Genomic DNA, 18,056 nt, shown 5'->3' with positions numbered 1-18,056 from the left:
CCTCCGCAGACGACGGCCGCCGCGCGGCTTCACGCGGTCACCGTCCGGGTGGCCCCGGTCATGCCGAAGCGGCGCAGCATGGCCGCGCACTGCCAGCCCAGCCAGCCCATGCCGGCCCCGACGGCCGACACCGCCAGCAGCGTGACCAGCAGGTTCATCTCCACACCGAGGACGTTGTAGAAGATCGCGGTGTTGATCCCGGCGATCACGCCGACGGCCGCGGTGATCCGCAGCGGCCCGACGCCGCGCCGCACCGCCCACGCCACCACACCGCCGGCCGCCAACGCGATCAGCGGGAAGGTCACCGGGAACCCGATCAGCACCTGCGGCATGCCCGCGGCGTAGTCACGCATCGGCTGGCCGATGGCGTCGGCGTACCAGCGGGTGGCGGCCGGCGCGAACAGCGCGAGCGCGCCCTGTACGCCCAGGAACGTCAGGCCCGCCGCGGCCGGCCAGTGCCAGCCACGGGTCAGGCCGACGATGAGGCTGAGCGTGAGCGCGCCCACGGCGCCGAGCCCGAGCACGCGCGGGGCCACCCCCGGCAGCCAGTCGAAGATCAGCTCGGAGACCATGCCGAACGCCGACGTCGAGCCGATGGTGGCCACGCCGATGGCCAGCGCCAGGCCCCACCGCTCCGAGCGGGTGCGGCGCAGCACGGCGAACGCCATCACCATGGCGATGATCTCCACCTGGATGGACAGCCCGAGCCCGAAGTGCGAAGGCGTGGTCCCGGCCGCGATGTCGAAGCCGTACAGCTCGTGCCACCACAGGTCGGAGCCGGCGTACAGCAGGTTGCCCGACGCGCCGAGCCCGCCGACCAGGAACGGCCAGGGCGCCCGGAAGGTCCGGAACACCGTCACCGACGGGGTGGACGTGGCCGGTCCCCGCGCCCAGGTCGACAGCAGCACCACCGTCAGGCAGGTGAGCCCGATGATGCCGGTGCCGGTGTAGAGCAGCAGATGGGGCGCGGTCCAGAAGTTGTCGGGGCCCACGTCCCCGTGCCACTGCCCGTCCCACACCATGCCGACCAGCAGCGTGGTGTAGCCGAGCAGCAGGAACCAGGCGCCGGCCACCTCCCGGCGCGGCACGTCGCGCACCGGGGCGGAACCCGGTGGGTCCGTCATCGCTTTGATCGCCGTCACGGCGTCTCCTCTTCTCCTCGTCCGACCAGCGTGTTGATCCTGATCACCTCGGTGCCCGCGGCGCCCTGCACCCGGATGCCGATCTCCCAGGCGCCGGTCATGGTGAACAGCTCGCCGCGGGCCACGTACCGGCCCGCGCCGTCGTCCCGGGCCGCGATCTCGGGGGTCGTGTGGCCCATGTGCGGCATCACCGCGAACAGCGACACCTCCGCCGGGGAGGCCGGCTCGACCTCGACCCGCGCCTCCAGCGGGCCCGTGCTCGGCTCCAGCGCCAGGGTGACCGCGTAGTGCGCGCCCCTGCCCGTCAGCTCCACGGGGCCGGGGCTGCCGCCGCCCCCGCGCAGGAGCCAGGCGACCACGGCCGTGATCAGCAGCAGGGGCAGGACGAGGTACACCCGGCGACGGGTCAACGGGGGCTCCCTTCGGCCGCGACCTCGATGACGTGCGGCACCGTGACGATCCGGTAGTTCCTGGCGTACTGGATCCAGGCCAGGTAGCGGCCGGGCCGGGGGAAGCTGAAGGTGAACTCCAGCATCGGGCCGTAGCGGGCGACCGACTCGTCCGGCGGGTTCTCCGCGGCCATCGAACCGGCCTCGTGGACGTGGCCCAGGTAGCCGCCGTCGTCACTGCGGACGATCAGGTGGCCCGCCATGCCGAGCCACGGCTGGAGGTCGGCGGTCCCGGCGTCGAGCGTGATCCGCACCGGTCTCCCGGCCACCGGCCGCGCCGGTTGGAGCACCGGCGCCGGGCCGGACGCCCCGGATCGGGCCTCGTCCTCCTCTTCGGCCGCCGTCCCCGCCCCGGCGACGGTGAACTCGCCGGACACGAGCTGCCCGCCGGCGTCGGCGCGCTCGAACTCGGCGTACACGCGGTGGCGGCCCGCCGTCTCGGTGCGCAGCCGCACCTCGTACGTGCCCGGCCCGGTCCTGATCGGGTGCACGTGCCGGAAGTACGAGCCGTCCTGGCTGGTCACCACGACGTGCGACAGGGCCCCGTGGTGCTCCACCAGGTCGTCGGCCGGCCGCCCGGTCGAGCCGTCGAACAGCTCCACCCGCAGCCGGAACTCCGTCCCCGGGGCCGGCCGTCCGGGCAGCACCTCGATCACCGGCTGCGCGTTCGGCCGGCCGAGGAGCTGTTCCGGCGGCGGCGCGGGCGGCGCGCCCTCGGGGACGGTAGGCGCGAACCACGGCGACAACAGCCCGGCGGTGAACGCCACGACGGTCGCGACCGCGAACCCGCCGGCGAACCCGGCGGCGACCGCCCGCCGCGCCAGCGCCGCGCCCACCAGCGCGCCGATCAGCGCGACCGCGGCGCACGCGAAGGCCGCGTACACCACGACCTCCCACAGCGGCGTCTCCGGCACCAGCACCGCGAACGGCAGCACCGACCGCTCGCCGCCCGCCCGCAGCTCCAGCTCGTGCGGGCCCACCCGGTCCACGGCCAGGACCAGCGGGTACATCCCCGGCCGGTCCGCCTCGATCCGGACGCTTCCGGACGAGGAGCCGCCGTCCTCGATCGAGCGCAGCTCCAGGTCGAGCCGCCCGCCCGGCCCCGGCTCGTGCGCGACCACGTCCACCTGCAACGGCGACGGCACCGCCACGCTCGCCCGCACCACGACGGTGATCTCCATGCCGGCGATCGTCTGGGCGAAGCGGACGTCGGCCTCCCCGCTCCGGCCGTGAGCCGCGGCCGGCCCCGCCCAGGCGAGCACGGCCGCCAGCGCGAGCAGCGCCGGGATGAGACGTTTGACCACGTCCGAGAGCGTAGGAACCGGACGGCGCCCGCCACATCACGCGCGGGCACTGACCCGCCTAGTTCCCGGGAACTACGCCTCGGGACGGGGGAAGTCGTTTACCGCCGCGGACCACGGCGCTGACCTGCGCAGGGGTATGACCAGCCCGCAAACCGCGAGGTAACGATCTTCAGAGGATTCCGCATGCGTGGATATGGACTGCTGCGTGTCGCGCCGGCGAAACGGCTCATCGCCGGCGGGTGCGCGGCGCTGATCGCCGGGTGCGCGCCCCCCGCCCTGGCCGCTCCGGCCGATCCGGGCACACCGCAGCCGGCCGCCCCGGCCCGTCACAGGACGATCGCCGACTGCCGGGACCTGCGGATCGACCCGCCGCAGCCCGCCGACGGCCCCGTGGTCTCGCTGCGCCTCGACGGCGACAGCCTCACGGTGGAAGAGGCGTACCAGGTGCTCACGACGCCGCGCCTGCGGGTGCGCCTCGCCCCGGAGGCCGTGCGGAAGATGCGCGCCTTCCGCGAGGACGCGGTGCGGCTGATCACCCGGCAGAATCCGCCGCCACCCCGCGTGTACGGGTGGAACCAGGCGCTCGGCCCGCTGAAGGACAGGCCGATCGGCGTGGAGGAGTCCAGGGAGTTCCAAAAGCGGATCCTCGCCTCGCACGGGGTGGCGACCGAGCCCGTCCTCCCCGGGAACATCGCCCGGCTGGCGCTGGTGATCCGGGCGAACCAGATGGCCCGCGGGCACATGGGCGTCCGGCCGGAACTGCCCAGGAAGCTGCTTGAGCTGGTCAACAAGGGAGTCACCCCGGTGTTGCCGCAGGTCGGCTCGCTGGGGTCGGGTGACCTGCAGCCGATGGCGGTGGCCGGGCTGGTGGCCACCGGGGGCGAGGGCGCGTGCGCCGGGCTGATGCGGCCGGGCCGGCCCCCCCGGGTCGGCCCCGCCAGGGAGATCCTCCGGGAGGCGGGGATCGTCCCGCTGGAGCTGGAGATGGGCGAGGCGCTGCCGATCATGAGCGGCAGCACGGTCGTCGCCGCCGCGTACCTGGCGGCGCTGCACCGGGCCGAGGCGCAGGCCGACCACGCCGAGGGGGCGTTCGCCCTGTTCATGGAGGCCATCCGGGCCGAGCCGGGCTCGCTGGACGCGCGCACCCACGCCGAACGCGCGATCCCGGAGCAGGAGCAGGTCGTCGCCCGGCTGCGGGCCCTGCTGCGGGGCAGCGAGTTCATGACCGACCGCACCCGCAGGCGGTTCAACCCGGAGGACACCCACCGCATTCAGGACGCGGTGTCCGTACGCGCCGCGCCGCACATCCTGGCGTCGCTGCGGCGGAACCTGCACCACTCCCGGCAGATCCTCGGCAAGGAGCTGAACGCCTCCACCTCCAATCCCCTGCTGTTCCGCGACGGCGACGGGGAGGTGGAGTTCGTGATGGGCGGCAACTGGGACGGCGCGGTCATGGGCCACGGCCTGGACGCGCTCAACGCCGGCCTCGTCGATGCCGGGGTGTTGTCGCAGGAACTGTCGGCGCGGCTGCTGTCGAGCAGGTGGAGCTACGGGCTGCCCGCCAACCTGGCCGGCGGCACGGTGGGGCTCAACTCCGGCATGGTCCAGCTCCAGACCGTCGCCACGGCGCTGATCCCGGAGATGCAGGCCCGCGCGTTCCCGTCCGGGACCCTGTCCCGGCCCGCCAAGGACGGCCAGGAGGACCACAACAGCATGGCCATGGCCTCCCTGCGCAACCTGCGGGCGAACCAGGAACGGCTGGACACGGTCCTGGCCGTGCAGTACCTCATGAGCGCCCAGGGCGTGGACCTGGTGATCAGGGGGATCAGGGACGGCGCGCCGCCCCCGCGCCTCGGCGACGGGACCCGGCGCATCCACGCGGTCATCCGCTCCAGGATCGCGGAACTGGAGAACGACAGGAACCTCACTCGCGACCTGCACGAGATGACCGGCCTCGTCCACGGCGACCTGCTGCTGCGCGCCGTCCGCGGCACGCGTACCGAGATCGTCAGTCGCCGGTGAGGCGGCGGGCGAGCCAGGTCAGGGAGGCGGTGATCCGGTCCTTCGAGTGGCCGAGGGTGTGGCGGGTGTACTCGTAGACCTCGGGGGAGAGCGGCGCGAGCGCGGCGTCCACCGCGGCCTCGGGGTCGGGCGCGCCGGCCTCGGCCAGCAGCACTCGGACGTGGGCCCGCCAGAACCCGTACGCGCCGGTGGCGAACCTGGCCTTGCCGGTCTCCGCGCCGAGCGCCAGGGGGAGATGGCGCTCCAGCAGCTCGGCCATCGCCGCGTAGAAGGCGGCGAGCCGGTCACCGGGGGACGCGCCGGGCCCGAGCGGCGGCGGCCCGCGCAGGATCTGCTCCTGCAGCTCGAACTCGTGCTGGTCGAGCAGGGCGACGGCGATCGACGCGGGGTCGGGGAAGCGGCGGTAGAGCGTCGCCCGGCCTACGCCCGCCGCACGCGCGATCTCGTCCATGGTGACCTCGCGAGGGTCGTCCCGCGTGGCGAAGATCCGCTCGGCGGCGGCCAGCACGCGGGCCCGGTTGCGCGCCGCGTCCGCCCGCTCCTTGACCGGCGGCTGCTTGACCGGCGGCTGCTTGACCTGGGGCAGGGACCGCCCGGCAGAGCCGGGCTCGAACACAGGGAGCTCTCGCGCGGCCCGCGGTGAAGCGCCATCGCTCATGGCCCCCATCCTACCGCAAGTGGACACTGTGCCCGCTTATGTCCTAGGCTCGGGGATGTAAGTGGACACAGTGACCACTTCTGGATGGGGGCTGCCATGCACTTCCTGCTCCTCACCTCGGCGCTGCTCGCCGGCTGCCTGCTGGCGGTGCAGGCCGCGGCGAACCTCCAGCTCAACCGGGCCGTCGGCACGCCGTACGGCGCCGCGCCCCTGCAGCTCGCGGTGGCGGCCACCCTGCTGGCACTGCTCGCCCTCGCCGTGGGAGCGATCGGCGCGGTACGCCTGCTGCCCGGCGTGCCCGTCTGGCACCTGCTCGGCGGGCTCGCCAGCCCGCTCTACATCACCAGCGGCATCCTGCTGTTCCCACGCCTCGGCGCCCTGGCGGCGGTGGGACTGTTCGTGACCGGTCAGATGCTCGCCTCACTCGGGCTCGATCTGTTCGGCGCGCTCGACATCCCCCGCAAACCGGTCAGCATCGGCATCGTCCTCGGCGCCCTGGCCGTCCTGGCCGGCATCACCGTGATCATCCGCAGCCAGACCGCACCGCCACCGGCCGTGGCCGCGACACTGACAGGAGCCGCGACACCCGCACGTGCGACGTCCAAGGCGAGCACGACGGCAGTGCGCACGGTGACCGCCGCCCCCGCCCCCGCCCCCGCCAAGCGTGGCGGAGGTCTCGCTCAGAGCGGCTGGATCGTGCTCGGCATCGTCGCGGGCGCCGTACTGCCCGTCCAGGGCGCGGTGAACGCCAGGCTGCGCGACGACATCCAGGAGCCGATGGCCGTGGGCATGATCAGCTTCATCGTGGCCACACTGGCCGGCCTCGCGGTGCTGCTGCTCCTGCGGGCCCTCGATCGGACCCCCAGGCCACAGTTCCGTCCGCTCGCCGGCATGCCGTGGTGGGGATGGCTCGGCGGCGCCTGCGCGGCCGCGTACGTGACCGCGACGTTCATGCTCATCCCCGCGATCGGCGCGGCGACGACCGTCGCACTCACCGTGACCGGACAGCAGGCGGCCTCCGCCGCCATAGACCATCGGGGCCTGCTCCGGCTCCCGAGGCGCCCGCTCACGGCCCCGCGCCTCGGCGGGCTGGCCCTGCTCATCGCCGGATCCGCACTCGTCCAGCTCACCTGACCGGGCCCCGGGACAGCGGGCAAGGCCCACCGCCGGCGGCGCCGCGCACGCGGCGGACCGCCGGCATGGCCCCGGGCACGGTGCACCACCGGCGTCAGTTCGGTGTGAACGCGCCGTTGCGGCTCCCCTCGTGGACGCCGCGCAGGCGCAGTTCGTTGGTGCGCCTGTTGATCATGTCCTCCAGCCGGGCTCGGTTCGCCACGTCGGCCGCCTTGCGCTCCAGCTCGATCTCCTGGCGGCGCATCCGGCGCCGCTCGGCCTTGGCGTGCGCCAGCAGGTCGAGTTCGCCGATCTCGTCGTCGGCCTCGTCGCTCACCCGCTTGGCGTGCACGGCCTCGCGGCGGCGGTTCTCCTCGGCGACCATCCGGTCGTACGCGGTGGTGCCGCCCATGAGCTTCACCAGCAGCGGCAGGCAGTCGATCATGATGAGGAACAGCCGGAGCAGCCAGCTCCCGGTCGCCAGGTAGGCGTCGTCGCCGGTCAGCTCGTCCAGGGCGCGCATCCGCTCCAGCATGCCGACCGGCTGAGCCGGATCGGGCAGCGCTGCCACCCGCTTGTCGATCGCGTCCTGGACCGCCTTCTGGTAGCCGGCCTGCCGGTCGGCGAGCGTCCCGTTCATCGCGGCGATCCGGTCCTCCAGCTCCTCCCGCTTGGCCTTGTCCTGTTCGACGCCACTGGTGGCCAGGACCTGGTTCGCCTGCTGCTGCAGCCGCTTGCACAGCGGCCCGTACCCCCTCTTGCCGCTCAGCCCGCGCCCGTCCCTGCCGGCGCACTCGTCGGTCGCCTGGTCCACGAGCCTTTCGTGCCGCTCGTTCACCGTTTTGATCCGCTTGTCCAGTGCGGCGAGGTCCCGCTTCATCCGCGCCATCTCGGCGACCATCGCCTCGGGGGTGGTCGCGAGGAGCCTGCTGTCACCGCCGCAGTCGGCGCGGGCGGGCGTCGCGGGCGGCTGCGGGTTGCACTCGACCAGCCGGGCCCGCAGCCGGTCCCGCGCGTCCTGCCGCCCGTCCTTGACGTGCTGGACGATCGCCGTGTCGAACACCCGCAGCACGAGGGGCTCGGCCAGGATCGACCCCAGCAGTACGGCCACGAGCAGCCGCGGCACCAGCATGAGCAGCCGCCGCTGCCACATGCCGGCGACCGTGGAGACGAGCCACCGGTCGAGGTTGAGCACGATCAGCGCCCAGATGACCACCGGCACGACCATCAGCACGTTCGCGCCGCCGAGCACCTGGCTGAGCGCGAACCACATGGACATTCCGGCCATCACCGCCGTGCCGAGGACCACGCCGCCGAGGCCGGTGTACCGAGTCCGCTCCAGCGGTACCTGGTCCAGGACCCGCTCGTCCACCCCGGCGAGCACACGCAGCCGGCGGCCGAGGTCCAGCCGCCGGCCCCGTGCCGATGGGGGCGCCTCAGTCATCGAGGTCCTCCAGCCCGATGGGCCGCGGCCCGTCGTCGTCGCCCCGCGCGTGCCTGCCCCCGCCGAGCACGCGCCGCTCGTCCTGCTGCCCGGACCCGACCTGCCCGGACCCGACCTGCCCGGACTCGACCTGCCCGGACTCGACGAACGCCTCGACGCCGGCCACCGACTTCAGCATCCGGTTGATGAGCTTGTAGGTGTCCACGGGCAGGAAGTCGAGGGCGCCTTCGGGAAGCTTCCCGATCAGCTCGGACAGGTACCTCATCCGCTGTTCCTCGGCCTCTCGGCTGACGCTGATGGCGTCGGTCATGAGAACCTGGTCGCGGCTGACGCCGAGCGCGGTGACCGCGTCCACGCCCCGCTTGAAGATCGCCTCGATGCGGGCCACGTCCTTGTTCTCGATGGCCCACAGCAGTTCCTTCGTCTCCCCCTCCCATTGCAGCTTCTTGAGGCCCTGGCCATGCACCACCACGTCGTTCGGCAGCAGCAGTTCCACGTTGGTGAGCGCCACCTCCACGCCGTCGATCTCCGGCGGGCAGTACTCCAGGTACGCCTGCACCCGCGTCGCCACGTCCAAGCTGAGCGCATGCGTCTCCTCGATCGGGCGGTTCATGCCGAGCCGCATCAGCGTGACATCCCGCCGCAGATGGTCGGCGAGCATGACGCTCACGTCGCGCACGTGCTCGGCCACGACCGTCTCAGGGTGGGTCACCCGGCACCGGAAGGTGGCCCGGACCACGAAGCGGTAGCCGAGGTCACGGGACGGGATCCGCACCTCGACCGGCACGGTACGGCCGCGCACGTCTACAACGGCCACCGAGACCGCCTCGACGACGGCCTCCTCGGAGCCCTTCAGGTGCCGCCGCTCGGTGAACGCCTTGTAGCCGCCGTTCACCTCGAACACCAGCACGGCGCCCGCGGGCGTCTCGGGCAGCTCACTCACGTCTCTGCGGGCGAACAGCCCGAAATGACGACGGGCCGCCCGCAGCGGCCGTTCGTCGATGATCGGATATGTACTGGTCATCGTCGTCGATGCCTCCACCTTGTCGTTCTCGTCGCTATCGGTGGGGCGCCCGGCCGCTGCCCGCGTGCAGCATGGCCAGGACGAGCTCCCGGGTCCGCCGGGACGCCTCCCGGTCCTCGTACGCGGGCTCGGCGTGCTCGATCGCCCGCTTGATCAGGGCCGCCACGCCGTCCGGCACTTCCGACCAGACGGACTCGCCGAGCGCGGTGGCCGCCGCGAGCGCGCCGTCCTTGCCTTCGAGGGCGCGCAGCGTACGGCGGAGCGCCCGGATGGCACGGCCCCGGTGGTAGGCGTTGCGCAGCGCCCAGGCCCACAGCAGGCCGAGCGGGGCCGCGCTGCCCGGGACCGACAGCAGCAGCCACGCGGCCAGCGGATCGTCCTCGGTCTCCAGCCGCTCGCACTCCAGCACGGCGAGCACGGCCGCGAGCGCGTCGCGCGCCTTGCCGGGGTCGAGCCGGCCGCGCAGGTCCTCGTCCACGTGCCGGGCGAGCAGCCGCAGCGCGGGCAGGGCGCCGCCGTCCCGCTCCGCGGCGCCCTGCAACAGCAGGGTCAGGGAGAGCCGCGCCACGGTACGGACGCGCAGCGCGCGCAGCGACAGGAACCACAGCCAGTCCACGCTGTCCGCCGGGTAGCGGATGGACAGGCCCCCGGCGAACGCCAGCGCCGCGGTCATGGCCTTCGGCTGCCCGGCGTCCATGACCCAGCTAAGCGCGGTGCCGAGGGCGATGGGCGCGAGCGCGTCGTCCGCGCACATCATCGACAGCAGCATGGAGGCGCTGAGCCGCTCCGGCCACAGCCCGCCCGCCCACGGTTCCAGGAAGGACTCCCTGACCTCCTGCGGGTGCACGGCCGCCAGCAGGGCCAGCCCGGCCACCGCCGGCACGCGTACGTCCTCCAGGCCGGCCAGCTCGCGGGTCCACAGCCGCAGCGGTTCCCACAGCTCGTAGCCGTACCGATCGACCAGCTCGCGGATGACCTGCTCCCGATACCGGGTGCAGCGGAAGACGACCCGGCGCTCGCCGAACGCCGTCGCCGAGGACGACCGTTCGACGGTGATGAGCTTGTGGCCGTTGCCCCACTGCGCCCGCGACTGCGGCAGGTCGTGGTCCTCGGGCCGCGTCCCGGGTTCCCGGCCGCGCAGCCGGACCTCCTCCACCGTGTTCTTCAGGTCGGCGACCAGCCGTTCGAAGACGCGCTCGGGCACGCCGTGGGCGAACGCCAGCGCCGCCACCGTCAGCACGTCGGCGGGCTGCGGCCCCGCACCGAACCAGGCGGCGACCTCGCCACCGGACAGCTCGGCGAGCAGGTCGGCGGGCGCGCGCCTCCCGGAGGCGATCTCACGGGCGAGGTCCGCGACGAGCCGCGGTGAGCGCAGCTCGGCCGCCTGCCGCCGTACCTCGGTGATCTCCTCCGCGAGCACCGGCCCGCCGATGTGGGCGTCGAACAGCCGTAGCGGGTCCGGGGGCTGCCACGGCACGTGGTACCCCTCCAGGCCCGGCCGCGCGGTCTCGCGGTTGAGCGTGATCACCAGGTGCGCGTCGGCCTCCTCCAGCCGGGCGCGAAGCCGGTCGAACTCGAAGCGCTGCAGCGCGGGCGGGCCGTCCTCCGCGATCCAGCCGTGGATCACGTGGCCCCGGCCCTTCCGGAACGTCGCCTTCGTGGCCAGGTCGTCCAGGGCACGGGCGGGAGACAGGATCACGATCTTCTCTCTCGCCGACTTCACCCGGTCCAGCAGCGCGACCGAGCTGGTCCACTTGCCGCTCTCCGCCGGGCCGACGAGCACGACCACGCGTCGCTCGCGCAGCGTCCGTACGGTCTCCTCGAACCCGGAGGGCGGCACGAAGCGGTCGAGGGTCCGCTCGATCTCGGCCGGGGCGAGCGCGCCGGTCATCGAGCGGGTGGCCCGCGCCGCGCCGACCCCGAAGACCGAGTGCGCGGCGTCCACCTCCGCGAAGAAGTTGTTGATGACGCTGGCCGTCTGGCCGAGCGCCCTCTTGTCGGGTTCGTCGCTCTCGCCCGATGGATCGTTCGCGTCCGGGTCCTGCTCCTTCGCCTCCTCCGGTGCGGACTCGGCGCGGCCCCCCTCGGCCGGGGGCTCCTCGGCGGGCTGTGGTGTCTCCGACATCAACCGTTCCTGTTCACCCCGAAGACCGACCGGCGGGCGTCCACCGGGCCGTACAGGTTGGTGATCGCCTCGGCCCGCTGCCAAACCGCACTCGGCACACTATTCGGCGCTTCGGTGTTCGTCCTGTTTTCCAGTGATTTGTCCGTTGAATCGTCGCTCGTTGAATCGTCACTCGTTGAACCTTCGAGGAAATCGAGGTCCGTGGGGACGAGGCCGGGCACCCAGACCCATGCGGGCGCGTCGTACTCCTTCTCCAGGACCCGTACCTCGCGGAATTCCCGCACCGAATGCGAGGTGTGTCCCTGTCGCACGGTGTCCTCGAAGACCCGGTGGGAGAGAATGAGCGCGAGATCCACGTCGGGCGCCTTATCGAAGACCCGCTTGAGCGGTTCCCAGGCCAGCAGGCGGCTCGCCTCGACGACCGCCTGGCCCGCGTATCCGTTGGCCGCCGGATAGGCGGTGCCGAAGGCCGCGCTCACGCGCAGCCGCAGCCGCGCGTCCGGCGTCCGATCCTCGTTGTGCTCGCGCAGCAGTACGCCGAGCGCCCGGACGTACCCGTCCACGACTTGCGGCTCCGGCTCGCTCGCGGGCAGCACCGCGAGCTCCCCGTCCCCTCCGGGCTGGCGGTCCCAGGTGTCCCGGTCGAGGCCGGCCGCCCGCGCGGCCTCCCGGTGCAGCGCGACGAAGTCGGCCTGCATGGCCTCCTGCCGCCGGTCGTTGCCGCGCCCGTACCCCTTGAGGTCGCTCGACACGACAAGCGCACGCTGCGTTTTGCCCGATTCCATGAACTATCGCCCCGTCTCTCCCCGGACCCCACTCACCTCATCCCTAGTATGAAACCTGCGGCGTCACCAGATTCACTACTAATACAGAATCTGGCCCCACTTCCTTGGATTTGTCACCCGAAGCGGTATTCATACGTATTGCTGCGCGCGGTGGCGTCCTCCACTTGGGAGCAGGAGGGTGCGAATGAGGTCAACGAAGGGCCACGCGGAGCCGGACGTGACCCGCGAGGATGTCGCGGAGGCCGCCGCCGCGGTGGCGAATTTCCAGAACTATGTTCAGCACGCCGAGGGAAAGGTGAATGTGCTGGTAGTCGTGCACGCGGGCGCCGTGGCCACAGTGGCGTCGCAGGCGGGCGCGGGCGGGCTCGCCGAGGCGGGGCCGGTCGTCGCCGGCGTCGGTCTTGGTCTGCTCGGGCTCTTCGTGCTCGGCGTCCTGATCTCCGGCTACCACCTGCTGCGGGCGATCCGCCCGGAACTGCGCTCCCCGGACCGCCCCAGCCGGTACGGCATCACCGGCGTACGCCAGGTCACCGGCGGCACCCCCGCCGACAGGGTCGCCGAGGCGTGGTCCCTGGCCCGCCTCCTCGCGGGGATCGCCCAACGCAAACACGCCCACGTGGCGCGGGCCATCCCCTGGACGGGCCTGGCCCTGGTCTCGGCGGTCCTGTGGACCACCCTGAACGCGGCGCCGATCTAGACCGGCTCCGCCGAGCCGCGCCGCGGCGACACCGCCGGTCGCCATGACGCGCGGCCGCGGCGCACCCGCATCCGCAGCGGTGGCGCGGGCAGGCGCGCGGCGACCACCTGCCCGCTGAGCCGCCAACGGGCGGGATCGGGTCGCGCCGGCCTCATCTGCCGCGGGACGGGGCGGCGGGTGGCTGGATCCGCACCCGCTCCTCCTCCGGGCGGCTGTCGATGTCGTCGAGCTGGGCGTAGATCGTCGCCCGCAGGTCGTCGTAGTCGCGGAAGTAGTAGTCGTTGAACAGGGTGTAGCCGGTCCACATCAGGTTGGCGCACACCCGCGGCGGCACCTTGCCCGTGGCGGCGCCCATGCCGACCAGCGCCACCGACTCGATGCTGCCCGGCTTCCTCTCGTTCTGCACGTGGATGGCCTGGAAGGCGGCGGCGCACGCCAGGGCCACGTTCAGCGTCTCGCTCACGTTCTGCGCCGACTGCACCATGGTGGGGGTCGAGATCAGGAATCGCGGGTTGGTCGCGCCCGACGGTACGCACACGGCGCTGCCCACCGGCAGCGACCCGCCGAACTCGTCGCGGATCGCCCGCTGGACGCGCAGTTGGATCCCCGCACCGAGGTGCCGCTTGATGACCGCGTCGACCCCGCCGTCCATCCGCCCGCGGGAGTTGGTCGGGCTGACCCAGGCATCGACGTGCTGGGTGAGGATCGAGCCTTTGTGGATCTCCACCTCGGGGGTGTCGGCGAAGGCCGCCCCCCACTCCTGCACCACTCTCGGGTTGACGTCCACCAACACCACCTTGAGCAGCGGCTTCACGTGCTTGACGGTCATGGCTCACTCCTGAGGAGAGCAGGGGCGGTTCCGGCACGCACGAACGTACCGTGCGGCACCGACAAACAGATCTTGTTTCGCATCCGGGATCTTCACCCGGCACAATGCCCCCACTGCCATCCCTCGTGCCGTCCCCGGCACGCCCCGCCGATCCGGGAGCCCCCACGATGAGCGACGCCGACGTCCCCACCTCGCCCGACCCGAACGACCCGCTGGCGCTGGCCGAACTGTTCACGGGCGGCGGCGAGCCGTGGCTGCCCCTCCTGAAGCCGGTCATCGAGGCGCAACCGGCCGCGGCCACGTTCATCGGTCCGGGCCGCAGCCCGCAGGTCGTACCGGTCCGGGAGCTGACCTTCCAGGCGCTCAAGCCCAACCCGCCGCACAAGTGGAAGGTCGTCGTCTTCGGCCAGAACCCGTACCCGCGGGCCGAGAGCGCCACCGGCATCGCCATGTTCGACAACACCTTCCACGACTGGGCCGACAGCCAGTTCGGCAGGGTCATCAGCATCCGCTGCATCATCAAGGCGGCGGCGATGTGGAAGCACGGGATCCCCAAGAAGACGCCGATCGCCGACATCCGCGCCCTGCTGAAGGAGCACGACACCGTACAGCCGCCGGAGTGGTTCCAGGCGATGCTCACCCAGGGCGTGTTGCTGCTGAACGCGGCGCTCACCGCCAGCGCCGACGGGGCGATGGCCACCGACCAGCACACCGCCTTCTGGCGGCCGGTCGTCGAGAAGCTCGTCGAGGAGATCCTGGCGGCCAAGCAGAACGCCGACGAGCAGGACCGGGGCGTGGTGTTCGCGTGGTGGGGGGTGCACGCCCGCAGCCTGAAGCAGGTCGTCCTGCGGCTGCAGAAGAAGTACCCCGACGTGGACGTCCGGCACATCGACCACGCCAACCCCGCGGCGCAGGGCGACATCTTCTGCGACGGGCACCACTTCGCCGACGTGAACGCGGCTCTCCAGGCGCTCGGCGCCGACGAGATCGACTGGCTGCCCAGCAAGGGCTGGAACAAGGTCCCCGGGCAATCCGGCGGCCCCGACGCGGACACCGCCGACCGCATGGGAGCCTTCATCGCCTCCACGATGGAGCTGCACCAGCTCTACCTGGAACGACTCGCCAGCGTCAAGGACGAGGGACTGGAGCTGCCGGCGATCAGCGGCGTGTTCGACACCCCGGTCATGGACTTCCGCGAGGCCGTCGCCCCGGTGGCCGAACTCCTGCCGGGCCTCGACTGGCACGTGCAGCAGTCGTACCAGTTCGCCGAGAAGCAGTCGCCCGGCGCGGACGGCGGCCTGTCGCCCCACGAGATCGCGGCCCTCTACCTCTACACCTGCGAGTCGGCGTTCTACCGGCAGATCAACGCCACCCTCCGCAACCCGGACCGCACCCGAGTCGTGCCCTACCTCCCGTACCTGCGCCTGCTGTTCTCGGCCGTGTCCCGCCTGCCGGTCCGCAAGGAGCCCCTGTGGCGCGGCGTATCGCTGGACCTGCGCGCGCAGTACCCGCTCGGCCGGACCGTCACGTGGTGGGGCGTCTCCTCCTGCACCTCCAAGCTCAGCGTGGCCCAGGCGTTCCTGGGCCGCCGCGGCCGGCGGACCCTCTTCGAGGTGCTTCCCGAGCGTGCCGTCGGCATCCGCAGCTTCTCCGCCTTCACCGGCGAGGAGGAGTTCATCCTCGCCCCGGGCACACAACTCAAGGTGGTGGACGTGAAGACCGAGCGCGGCGGCCTGTGCACCGTGAAGCTGGCCGAACTGGCCGAGCAGCACCTGGTGGCCTGAGCAGCGCATGCACCTTCGCCCGAACCGGGGCCGCCCCACCGGCGGCGTCCTGTTCCTTCGGTCCTGCTCCCAGGAGTCGAACCTGGCATCTCCCGCTTATCAGACGGGTGTCCCCCACCACGAGGACCTGAGCAGGTTTTCCGGCGGCAGGCTGCCGGAGAGAGATTCGAACTCCCACCTTCCGCGCCCAGAACGCGGCGTCCTGCCATTTGGACCATCCGGCACGGACGGCGCGAGAAAGGCCGCCGGGTCCTTTGTTTCTCGCGCTCGCATGTCATTCGCATGTCATTCGTCTGTCATTCCCTCTGTCATTCGTCGGAACGGCACGATTCGAACGTGCGGCCTCCTGCTCCCCGAGCAGGCGCGCTACCCCTGCGCCACGTCCCGTTTCCGCCTGGCCGGTTGGCGTGGACCGGCCCAGGCGATTCCCCGCGTCCACCCGGGGGGCGCCATTCCCACCGGTGCAGACCAGGGCATGGGCCCCTCGCCGTGGGGGCCGGAGCCGCACGCGGGAGTCGAACCCGCTCCTCCAGGGTGGAAGCCTGGCGCCTTGAACCACTTCGGCCTGTGCGGCACGCTCGCGCGTGGTCGGGATGGCCGGATTCGAACCGGCGGCCTCTGCCACCCGAAGGCAGCGCGCTGCCAAGCTGCGCCACATCCCGCGCGTACCCGTGCCGGGATCAGAACCTGCACCGCCGGATTCGTGATTCCATGGGTGCCGGGTGCCTGTCCATCGGCGACACGGGCTCGGTCGCGGAGGCCGGGATCGAACCGGCGACCTCCTCCTTATGAGGGAGGCGCTCTGTCCGGCTGAGCTACTCCGCGCTCGATGTACTCCGCTGTTCAGTTCTCAAACCCCGAGGGCTCCTGCCCCTGTCCGTCGGCGCGACGGCGGGCGGGCACGGGCGGCAGGATTCGAACCCGCGCGTCGCGGCTTTGGAGGCCGGTGCTCTGCCGATTGAGCTACGCCCGTTTCACGGTGCCGAACGGAAAAGCCGCCTCGGGCGGCGCCCGAGACGGCTGCTGGAAAGGCGGTGCGGCCTATCCGGCAGCCTGGAAACGCGACCCGGCCTCGGCGCCAATGGGAGCCGGGACGCCCGGAATACGCATCGGAACGGGCCAGGCAGGCTGACTGCGCTGCATTCGTCCGCTTTCCACGCCCGCCTCCTTCCGTATTTCCTCGTGCGAGCTTGCACCCAATGTAAGGGGATTGCGAACGCTCGGGCAACGTATTTATCCCCCCTTTCGGGGAGGCCGGCGCGCCGGGCCGGATCGGCAGGGTGTGCGTCAGGTGGCCCTCTGGGCCGCTTCCAGGCGGACCGGATCGGTGATGATGATCCGGCGGTAGCGGGTGCGGAGGGCGCCGCCTTCGCGGAGGGCGCGCATGGCCTTGCCGACGGCCGCGTCGCGGGCTCCCACCAGCAGGCCCAGCTCCTGCTGGGACAGGGTGACGCCGAGGTCGGTGCCATCGGGGACCGCGACGCCGTGCCTCCGGGCGAGTTCGCCGATCACCCGCGCCAGCCGTGCCTGGACGTCAAAGGCCGCGAAGTCGAGGCGGCGCTGGTTGGCCCACTGCAACCGTTCCGCGATCATCCCGGCGAGCGCGACCCCGACGCGCGGGTTGCGGTCGAGGAAAGCGAGGAAGGCCGAGGCCGGGATCCGATACGCCAGGCTCGGCGAGCACACGGTGACCGTGGCCGAGCGGGGCGCCCCGCGCAGCACGCCCATCTCGCCGATGAGGTCACCGTGCACCCGTACGCCGAGCAGGATCTCCATCCCGTTGTCGAGGTTCGCGGTGACCTTCGCGCATGCCGAGGCGCCCGTACGAGCCGAGCGCAGCAGGTAGACGCGGTCGCACCGGAGGTCGTGCTGGTGGATGAGCACCTCGCCCGACTCGTGCCTGCGCGGCTCGCCCAAGGCGAGGAACTCGTCCCGGGCGCGCTGGTCAAGGGCTGCCATGAAGGTCCCCGTCGGCCATGTCATGATCTCGCCTCCGGAACTCCGACAAACTCCGACACCGATCCAGTTCAGTAATCTCATGGCCGGGGCTGATCCGTCCGTCGGTCCCGCAAGTCGGCTCGGCTCTCACCGCCTCAATGAGCGGCTCTGGCCAGGCGGGCCAACAGCACGTCGAGCATCTGGACCCGGCCAGCCAGGGGCCGCACGCCGTCCCACCAGATGATCGCGCTGATCTCGTCATTGGGGACGACGCCGGGGGCCGCGTCCGGAGGCCCGGTCAGGTGGGCGATGTAGATCGCGGCGTACTCCGCGCGCCGGTCGGGCGCCAGGACGAAACGCGCGTAGCCGGCGAAGGAGGGGTCCTCGATGCGCAGGCCCGTCTCCTCGTACAGCTCGCGGACGGCCGTGTGGCGCGGCGTCTCCCCGGGGTCGATCATGCCGCCCGGCAGCTCCCAGTAGCGGCGCGACCGGTTGAAGCCGAGCAGAAGCCGCTCCTCGTGCCATACCGCGACCAGCGCGACCGTCAGCGGGGCACCGTCGAAGTCGAAGGGGGAATCCTCGGCGAGAGGGTGGAACGCCGTCAGGGCGTTGCCCTCCTCGTCGGTGGCAAGGGTGTCATCCATGGATCCGTCCTACCGGTCGCGCCGGGCCGCGGCGGAGTTATCCACAGTTTCCACAGGAGTCGTACACAGGTTCGAGCACACGTGGCCGTGGGCGCGGA

General features: G+C 72.1%; 15 protein-coding genes and 7 tRNA genes. 4 read left to right on the top strand and 18 right to left on the bottom strand.

Going from position 1 to position 18,056, the window contains the following annotated elements:
- Nucleotides 1–29: 29 nt before the first annotated feature.
- The 3 genes from HNP84_RS01500 to HNP84_RS01490 are packed head-to-tail and all read right to left on the bottom strand — an operon-like array spanning nucleotide 30 to nucleotide 2,895.
- Nucleotides 30–1,142: a hypothetical protein gene (locus HNP84_RS01500; RefSeq protein WP_185047478.1), complete on the bottom strand. Its 1,113-nt coding sequence runs from the start codon at nucleotides 1,140–1,142 to the stop codon at nucleotides 30–32.
- Nucleotides 1,139–1,552, bottom strand: a complete 414-nt coding sequence (locus HNP84_RS01495; protein WP_185047477.1) for a hypothetical protein — start codon at nucleotides 1,550–1,552, stop codon at nucleotides 1,139–1,141. Before HNP84_RS01495 ends, HNP84_RS01500 begins: the two co-directional genes overlap by 4 nt.
- Nucleotides 1,549–2,895 (bottom strand): DUF8832 domain-containing protein, encoded by a 1,347-nt coding sequence (locus tag HNP84_RS01490; protein ID WP_185047476.1) that lies wholly within the window; start codon nucleotides 2,893–2,895, stop codon nucleotides 1,549–1,551. The genes HNP84_RS01495 and HNP84_RS01490 overlap by 4 nt, the downstream gene beginning before the upstream one ends.
- 183 nt (nucleotides 2,896–3,078) lie before the next feature.
- On the opposite strand from HNP84_RS01490, the gene HNP84_RS01485 reads away from it, so the two are divergent.
- Nucleotides 3,079–4,917, top strand: a complete 1,839-nt coding sequence (locus HNP84_RS01485; protein WP_185047475.1) for an HAL/PAL/TAL family ammonia-lyase — start codon at nucleotides 3,079–3,081, stop codon at nucleotides 4,915–4,917.
- Here HNP84_RS01485 and HNP84_RS01480 read toward each other — a convergent pair.
- The gene (locus tag HNP84_RS01480; protein ID WP_185047474.1) at nucleotides 4,904–5,575 is read right to left on the bottom strand and encodes a TetR/AcrR family transcriptional regulator; all 672 of its coding nucleotides are present in this window, start codon (nucleotides 5,573–5,575) and stop codon (nucleotides 4,904–4,906) included. The two genes, HNP84_RS01485 and HNP84_RS01480, sit on opposite strands and share 14 nt — an antisense overlap.
- Before the next feature lie 96 nt (nucleotides 5,576–5,671).
- Here HNP84_RS01480 and HNP84_RS01475 point away from each other — a divergent pair, with 96 nt between their 5' ends.
- On the top strand, nucleotides 5,672–6,709 hold the full coding sequence (locus HNP84_RS01475; RefSeq protein ID WP_185047473.1) for a DMT family transporter: 1,038 nt from the start codon (nucleotides 5,672–5,674) through the stop codon (nucleotides 6,707–6,709).
- Nucleotides 6,710–6,803: 94 nt separating this feature from the next.
- On the opposite strand, the gene HNP84_RS01470 is transcribed toward HNP84_RS01475, so the two are convergent.
- From HNP84_RS01470 to HNP84_RS01455, 4 genes are read right to left on the bottom strand one after another with little or no spacing between them, the layout of a single operon-like run.
- Complete coding sequence (locus HNP84_RS01470) at nucleotides 6,804–8,132, bottom strand: DUF4407 domain-containing protein (protein WP_185047472.1); 1,329 nt, start codon at nucleotides 8,130–8,132, stop codon at nucleotides 6,804–6,806.
- Complete coding sequence (locus HNP84_RS01465; protein WP_185047471.1) at nucleotides 8,125–9,156, bottom strand: hypothetical protein; 1,032 nt, start codon at nucleotides 9,154–9,156, stop codon at nucleotides 8,125–8,127. Before HNP84_RS01465 ends, HNP84_RS01470 begins: the two co-directional genes overlap by 8 nt.
- 34 nt (nucleotides 9,157–9,190) lie before the next feature.
- Nucleotides 9,191–11,281, bottom strand: coding sequence for a hypothetical protein (locus HNP84_RS01460; RefSeq protein WP_185047470.1), 2,091 nt, complete (start codon nucleotides 11,279–11,281; stop codon nucleotides 9,191–9,193).
- Complete coding sequence (locus tag HNP84_RS01455; RefSeq protein WP_185047469.1) at nucleotides 11,281–12,066, bottom strand: hypothetical protein; 786 nt, start codon at nucleotides 12,064–12,066, stop codon at nucleotides 11,281–11,283. Before HNP84_RS01455 ends, HNP84_RS01460 begins: the two co-directional genes overlap by 1 nt.
- A 184-nt stretch (nucleotides 12,067–12,250) precedes the next feature.
- Here HNP84_RS01455 and HNP84_RS01450 point away from each other — a divergent pair, with 184 nt between their 5' ends.
- Nucleotides 12,251–12,763: a Pycsar system effector family protein gene (locus HNP84_RS01450; RefSeq protein ID WP_185047468.1), complete on the top strand. Its 513-nt coding sequence runs from the start codon at nucleotides 12,251–12,253 to the stop codon at nucleotides 12,761–12,763.
- A 151-nt stretch (nucleotides 12,764–12,914) separates the two neighbouring features.
- Here HNP84_RS01450 and HNP84_RS01445 read toward each other — a convergent pair whose 3' ends face one another.
- A complete protein-coding gene (locus HNP84_RS01445; protein ID WP_185047467.1) occupies nucleotides 12,915–13,592 on the bottom strand; it encodes a macro domain-containing protein in 678 nt (225 codons plus the stop codon).
- Between the two features lie 167 nt (nucleotides 13,593–13,759).
- Between HNP84_RS01445 and HNP84_RS01440 the strand changes: the two genes are divergently transcribed.
- Complete coding sequence (locus tag HNP84_RS01440; RefSeq protein WP_185047466.1) at nucleotides 13,760–15,376, top strand: ADP-ribosyltransferase domain-containing protein; 1,617 nt, start codon at nucleotides 13,760–13,762, stop codon at nucleotides 15,374–15,376.
- Between the two features lie 61 nt (nucleotides 15,377–15,437).
- Here HNP84_RS01440 and HNP84_RS01435 read toward each other — a convergent pair.
- The 9 genes from HNP84_RS01435 to HNP84_RS01395 all read right to left on the bottom strand — a co-directional run bounded on the left by HNP84_RS01435 (nucleotide 15,438) and on the right by HNP84_RS01395 (nucleotide 17,958).
- Nucleotides 15,438–15,512, bottom strand: a tRNA-Ile gene (locus HNP84_RS01435).
- 15 nt (nucleotides 15,513–15,527) lie between these two features.
- Nucleotides 15,528–15,600: transfer RNA gene (locus tag HNP84_RS01430), tRNA-Gln, on the bottom strand.
- A gap of 91 nt (nucleotides 15,601–15,691) precedes the next feature.
- Nucleotides 15,692–15,763, bottom strand: a tRNA-Pro gene (locus tag HNP84_RS01425).
- Between the two features lie 113 nt (nucleotides 15,764–15,876).
- A tRNA-Gly gene (locus HNP84_RS01420) sits at nucleotides 15,877–15,950 on the bottom strand.
- Nucleotides 15,951–15,961: 11 nt separating this feature from the next.
- Nucleotides 15,962–16,038 (bottom strand) — tRNA-Pro (locus tag HNP84_RS01415).
- Between the two features lie 89 nt (nucleotides 16,039–16,127).
- Nucleotides 16,128–16,201: transfer RNA gene (locus HNP84_RS01410), tRNA-Met, on the bottom strand.
- Between the two features lie 75 nt (nucleotides 16,202–16,276).
- Nucleotides 16,277–16,349 (bottom strand) — tRNA-Trp (locus HNP84_RS01405).
- A gap of 314 nt (nucleotides 16,350–16,663) precedes the next feature.
- Nucleotides 16,664–17,335, bottom strand: coding sequence for a Crp/Fnr family transcriptional regulator (locus HNP84_RS01400; RefSeq protein ID WP_185047465.1), 672 nt, complete (start codon nucleotides 17,333–17,335; stop codon nucleotides 16,664–16,666).
- A gap of 134 nt (nucleotides 17,336–17,469) precedes the next feature.
- On the bottom strand, nucleotides 17,470–17,958 hold the full coding sequence (locus HNP84_RS01395) for an NUDIX hydrolase (protein WP_185047464.1): 489 nt from the start codon (nucleotides 17,956–17,958) through the stop codon (nucleotides 17,470–17,472).
- Between the last annotated feature and the right edge of the window lie 98 nt (nucleotides 17,959–18,056).

The organism is Thermocatellispora tengchongensis (genome assembly GCF_014202315.1).
GTDB classification, from domain to species: Bacteria; Actinomycetota; Actinomycetes; order Streptosporangiales; family Streptosporangiaceae; genus Thermocatellispora; species Thermocatellispora tengchongensis.
Note: the sequence above shows the minus strand (reverse complement) of the source record. Positions and strands in the feature narration are given on the sequence as shown.

Bases quoted from the DNA above. Each gene is read 5' to 3' on its own strand.
- HNP84_RS01485 (WP_185047475.1), top strand. From the start codon at position 3,079: ATGCGTGGATATGGACTGCTGCGTGTCGCGCCGGCGAAACGGCTCATC.
- HNP84_RS01480 (WP_185047474.1), bottom strand. From the start codon at position 5,575: ATGAGCGATGGCGCTTCACCGCGGGCCGCGCGAGAGCTCCCTGTGTTC.
- HNP84_RS01475 (WP_185047473.1), top strand. From the start codon at position 5,672: ATGCACTTCCTGCTCCTCACCTCGGCGCTGCTCGCCGGCTGCCTGCTG.
- HNP84_RS01470 (WP_185047472.1), bottom strand. From the start codon at position 8,132: ATGACTGAGGCGCCCCCATCGGCACGGGGCCGGCGGCTGGACCTCGGC.
- HNP84_RS01465 (WP_185047471.1), bottom strand. From the start codon at position 9,156: ATGACCAGTACATATCCGATCATCGACGAACGGCCGCTGCGGGCGGCC.
- HNP84_RS01460 (WP_185047470.1), bottom strand. From the start codon at position 11,281: ATGTCGGAGACACCACAGCCCGCCGAGGAGCCCCCGGCCGAGGGGGGC.
- HNP84_RS01455 (WP_185047469.1), bottom strand. From the start codon at position 12,066: ATGGAATCGGGCAAAACGCAGCGTGCGCTTGTCGTGTCGAGCGACCTC.
- HNP84_RS01450 (WP_185047468.1), top strand. From the start codon at position 12,251: ATGAGGTCAACGAAGGGCCACGCGGAGCCGGACGTGACCCGCGAGGAT.
- HNP84_RS01445 (WP_185047467.1), bottom strand. From the start codon at position 13,592: ATGACCGTCAAGCACGTGAAGCCGCTGCTCAAGGTGGTGTTGGTGGAC.
- HNP84_RS01440 (WP_185047466.1), top strand. From the start codon at position 13,760: ATGAGCGACGCCGACGTCCCCACCTCGCCCGACCCGAACGACCCGCTG.
- HNP84_RS01400 (WP_185047465.1), bottom strand. From the start codon at position 17,335: ATGGCAGCCCTTGACCAGCGCGCCCGGGACGAGTTCCTCGCCTTGGGC.
- HNP84_RS01395 (WP_185047464.1), bottom strand. From the start codon at position 17,958: ATGGATGACACCCTTGCCACCGACGAGGAGGGCAACGCCCTGACGGCG.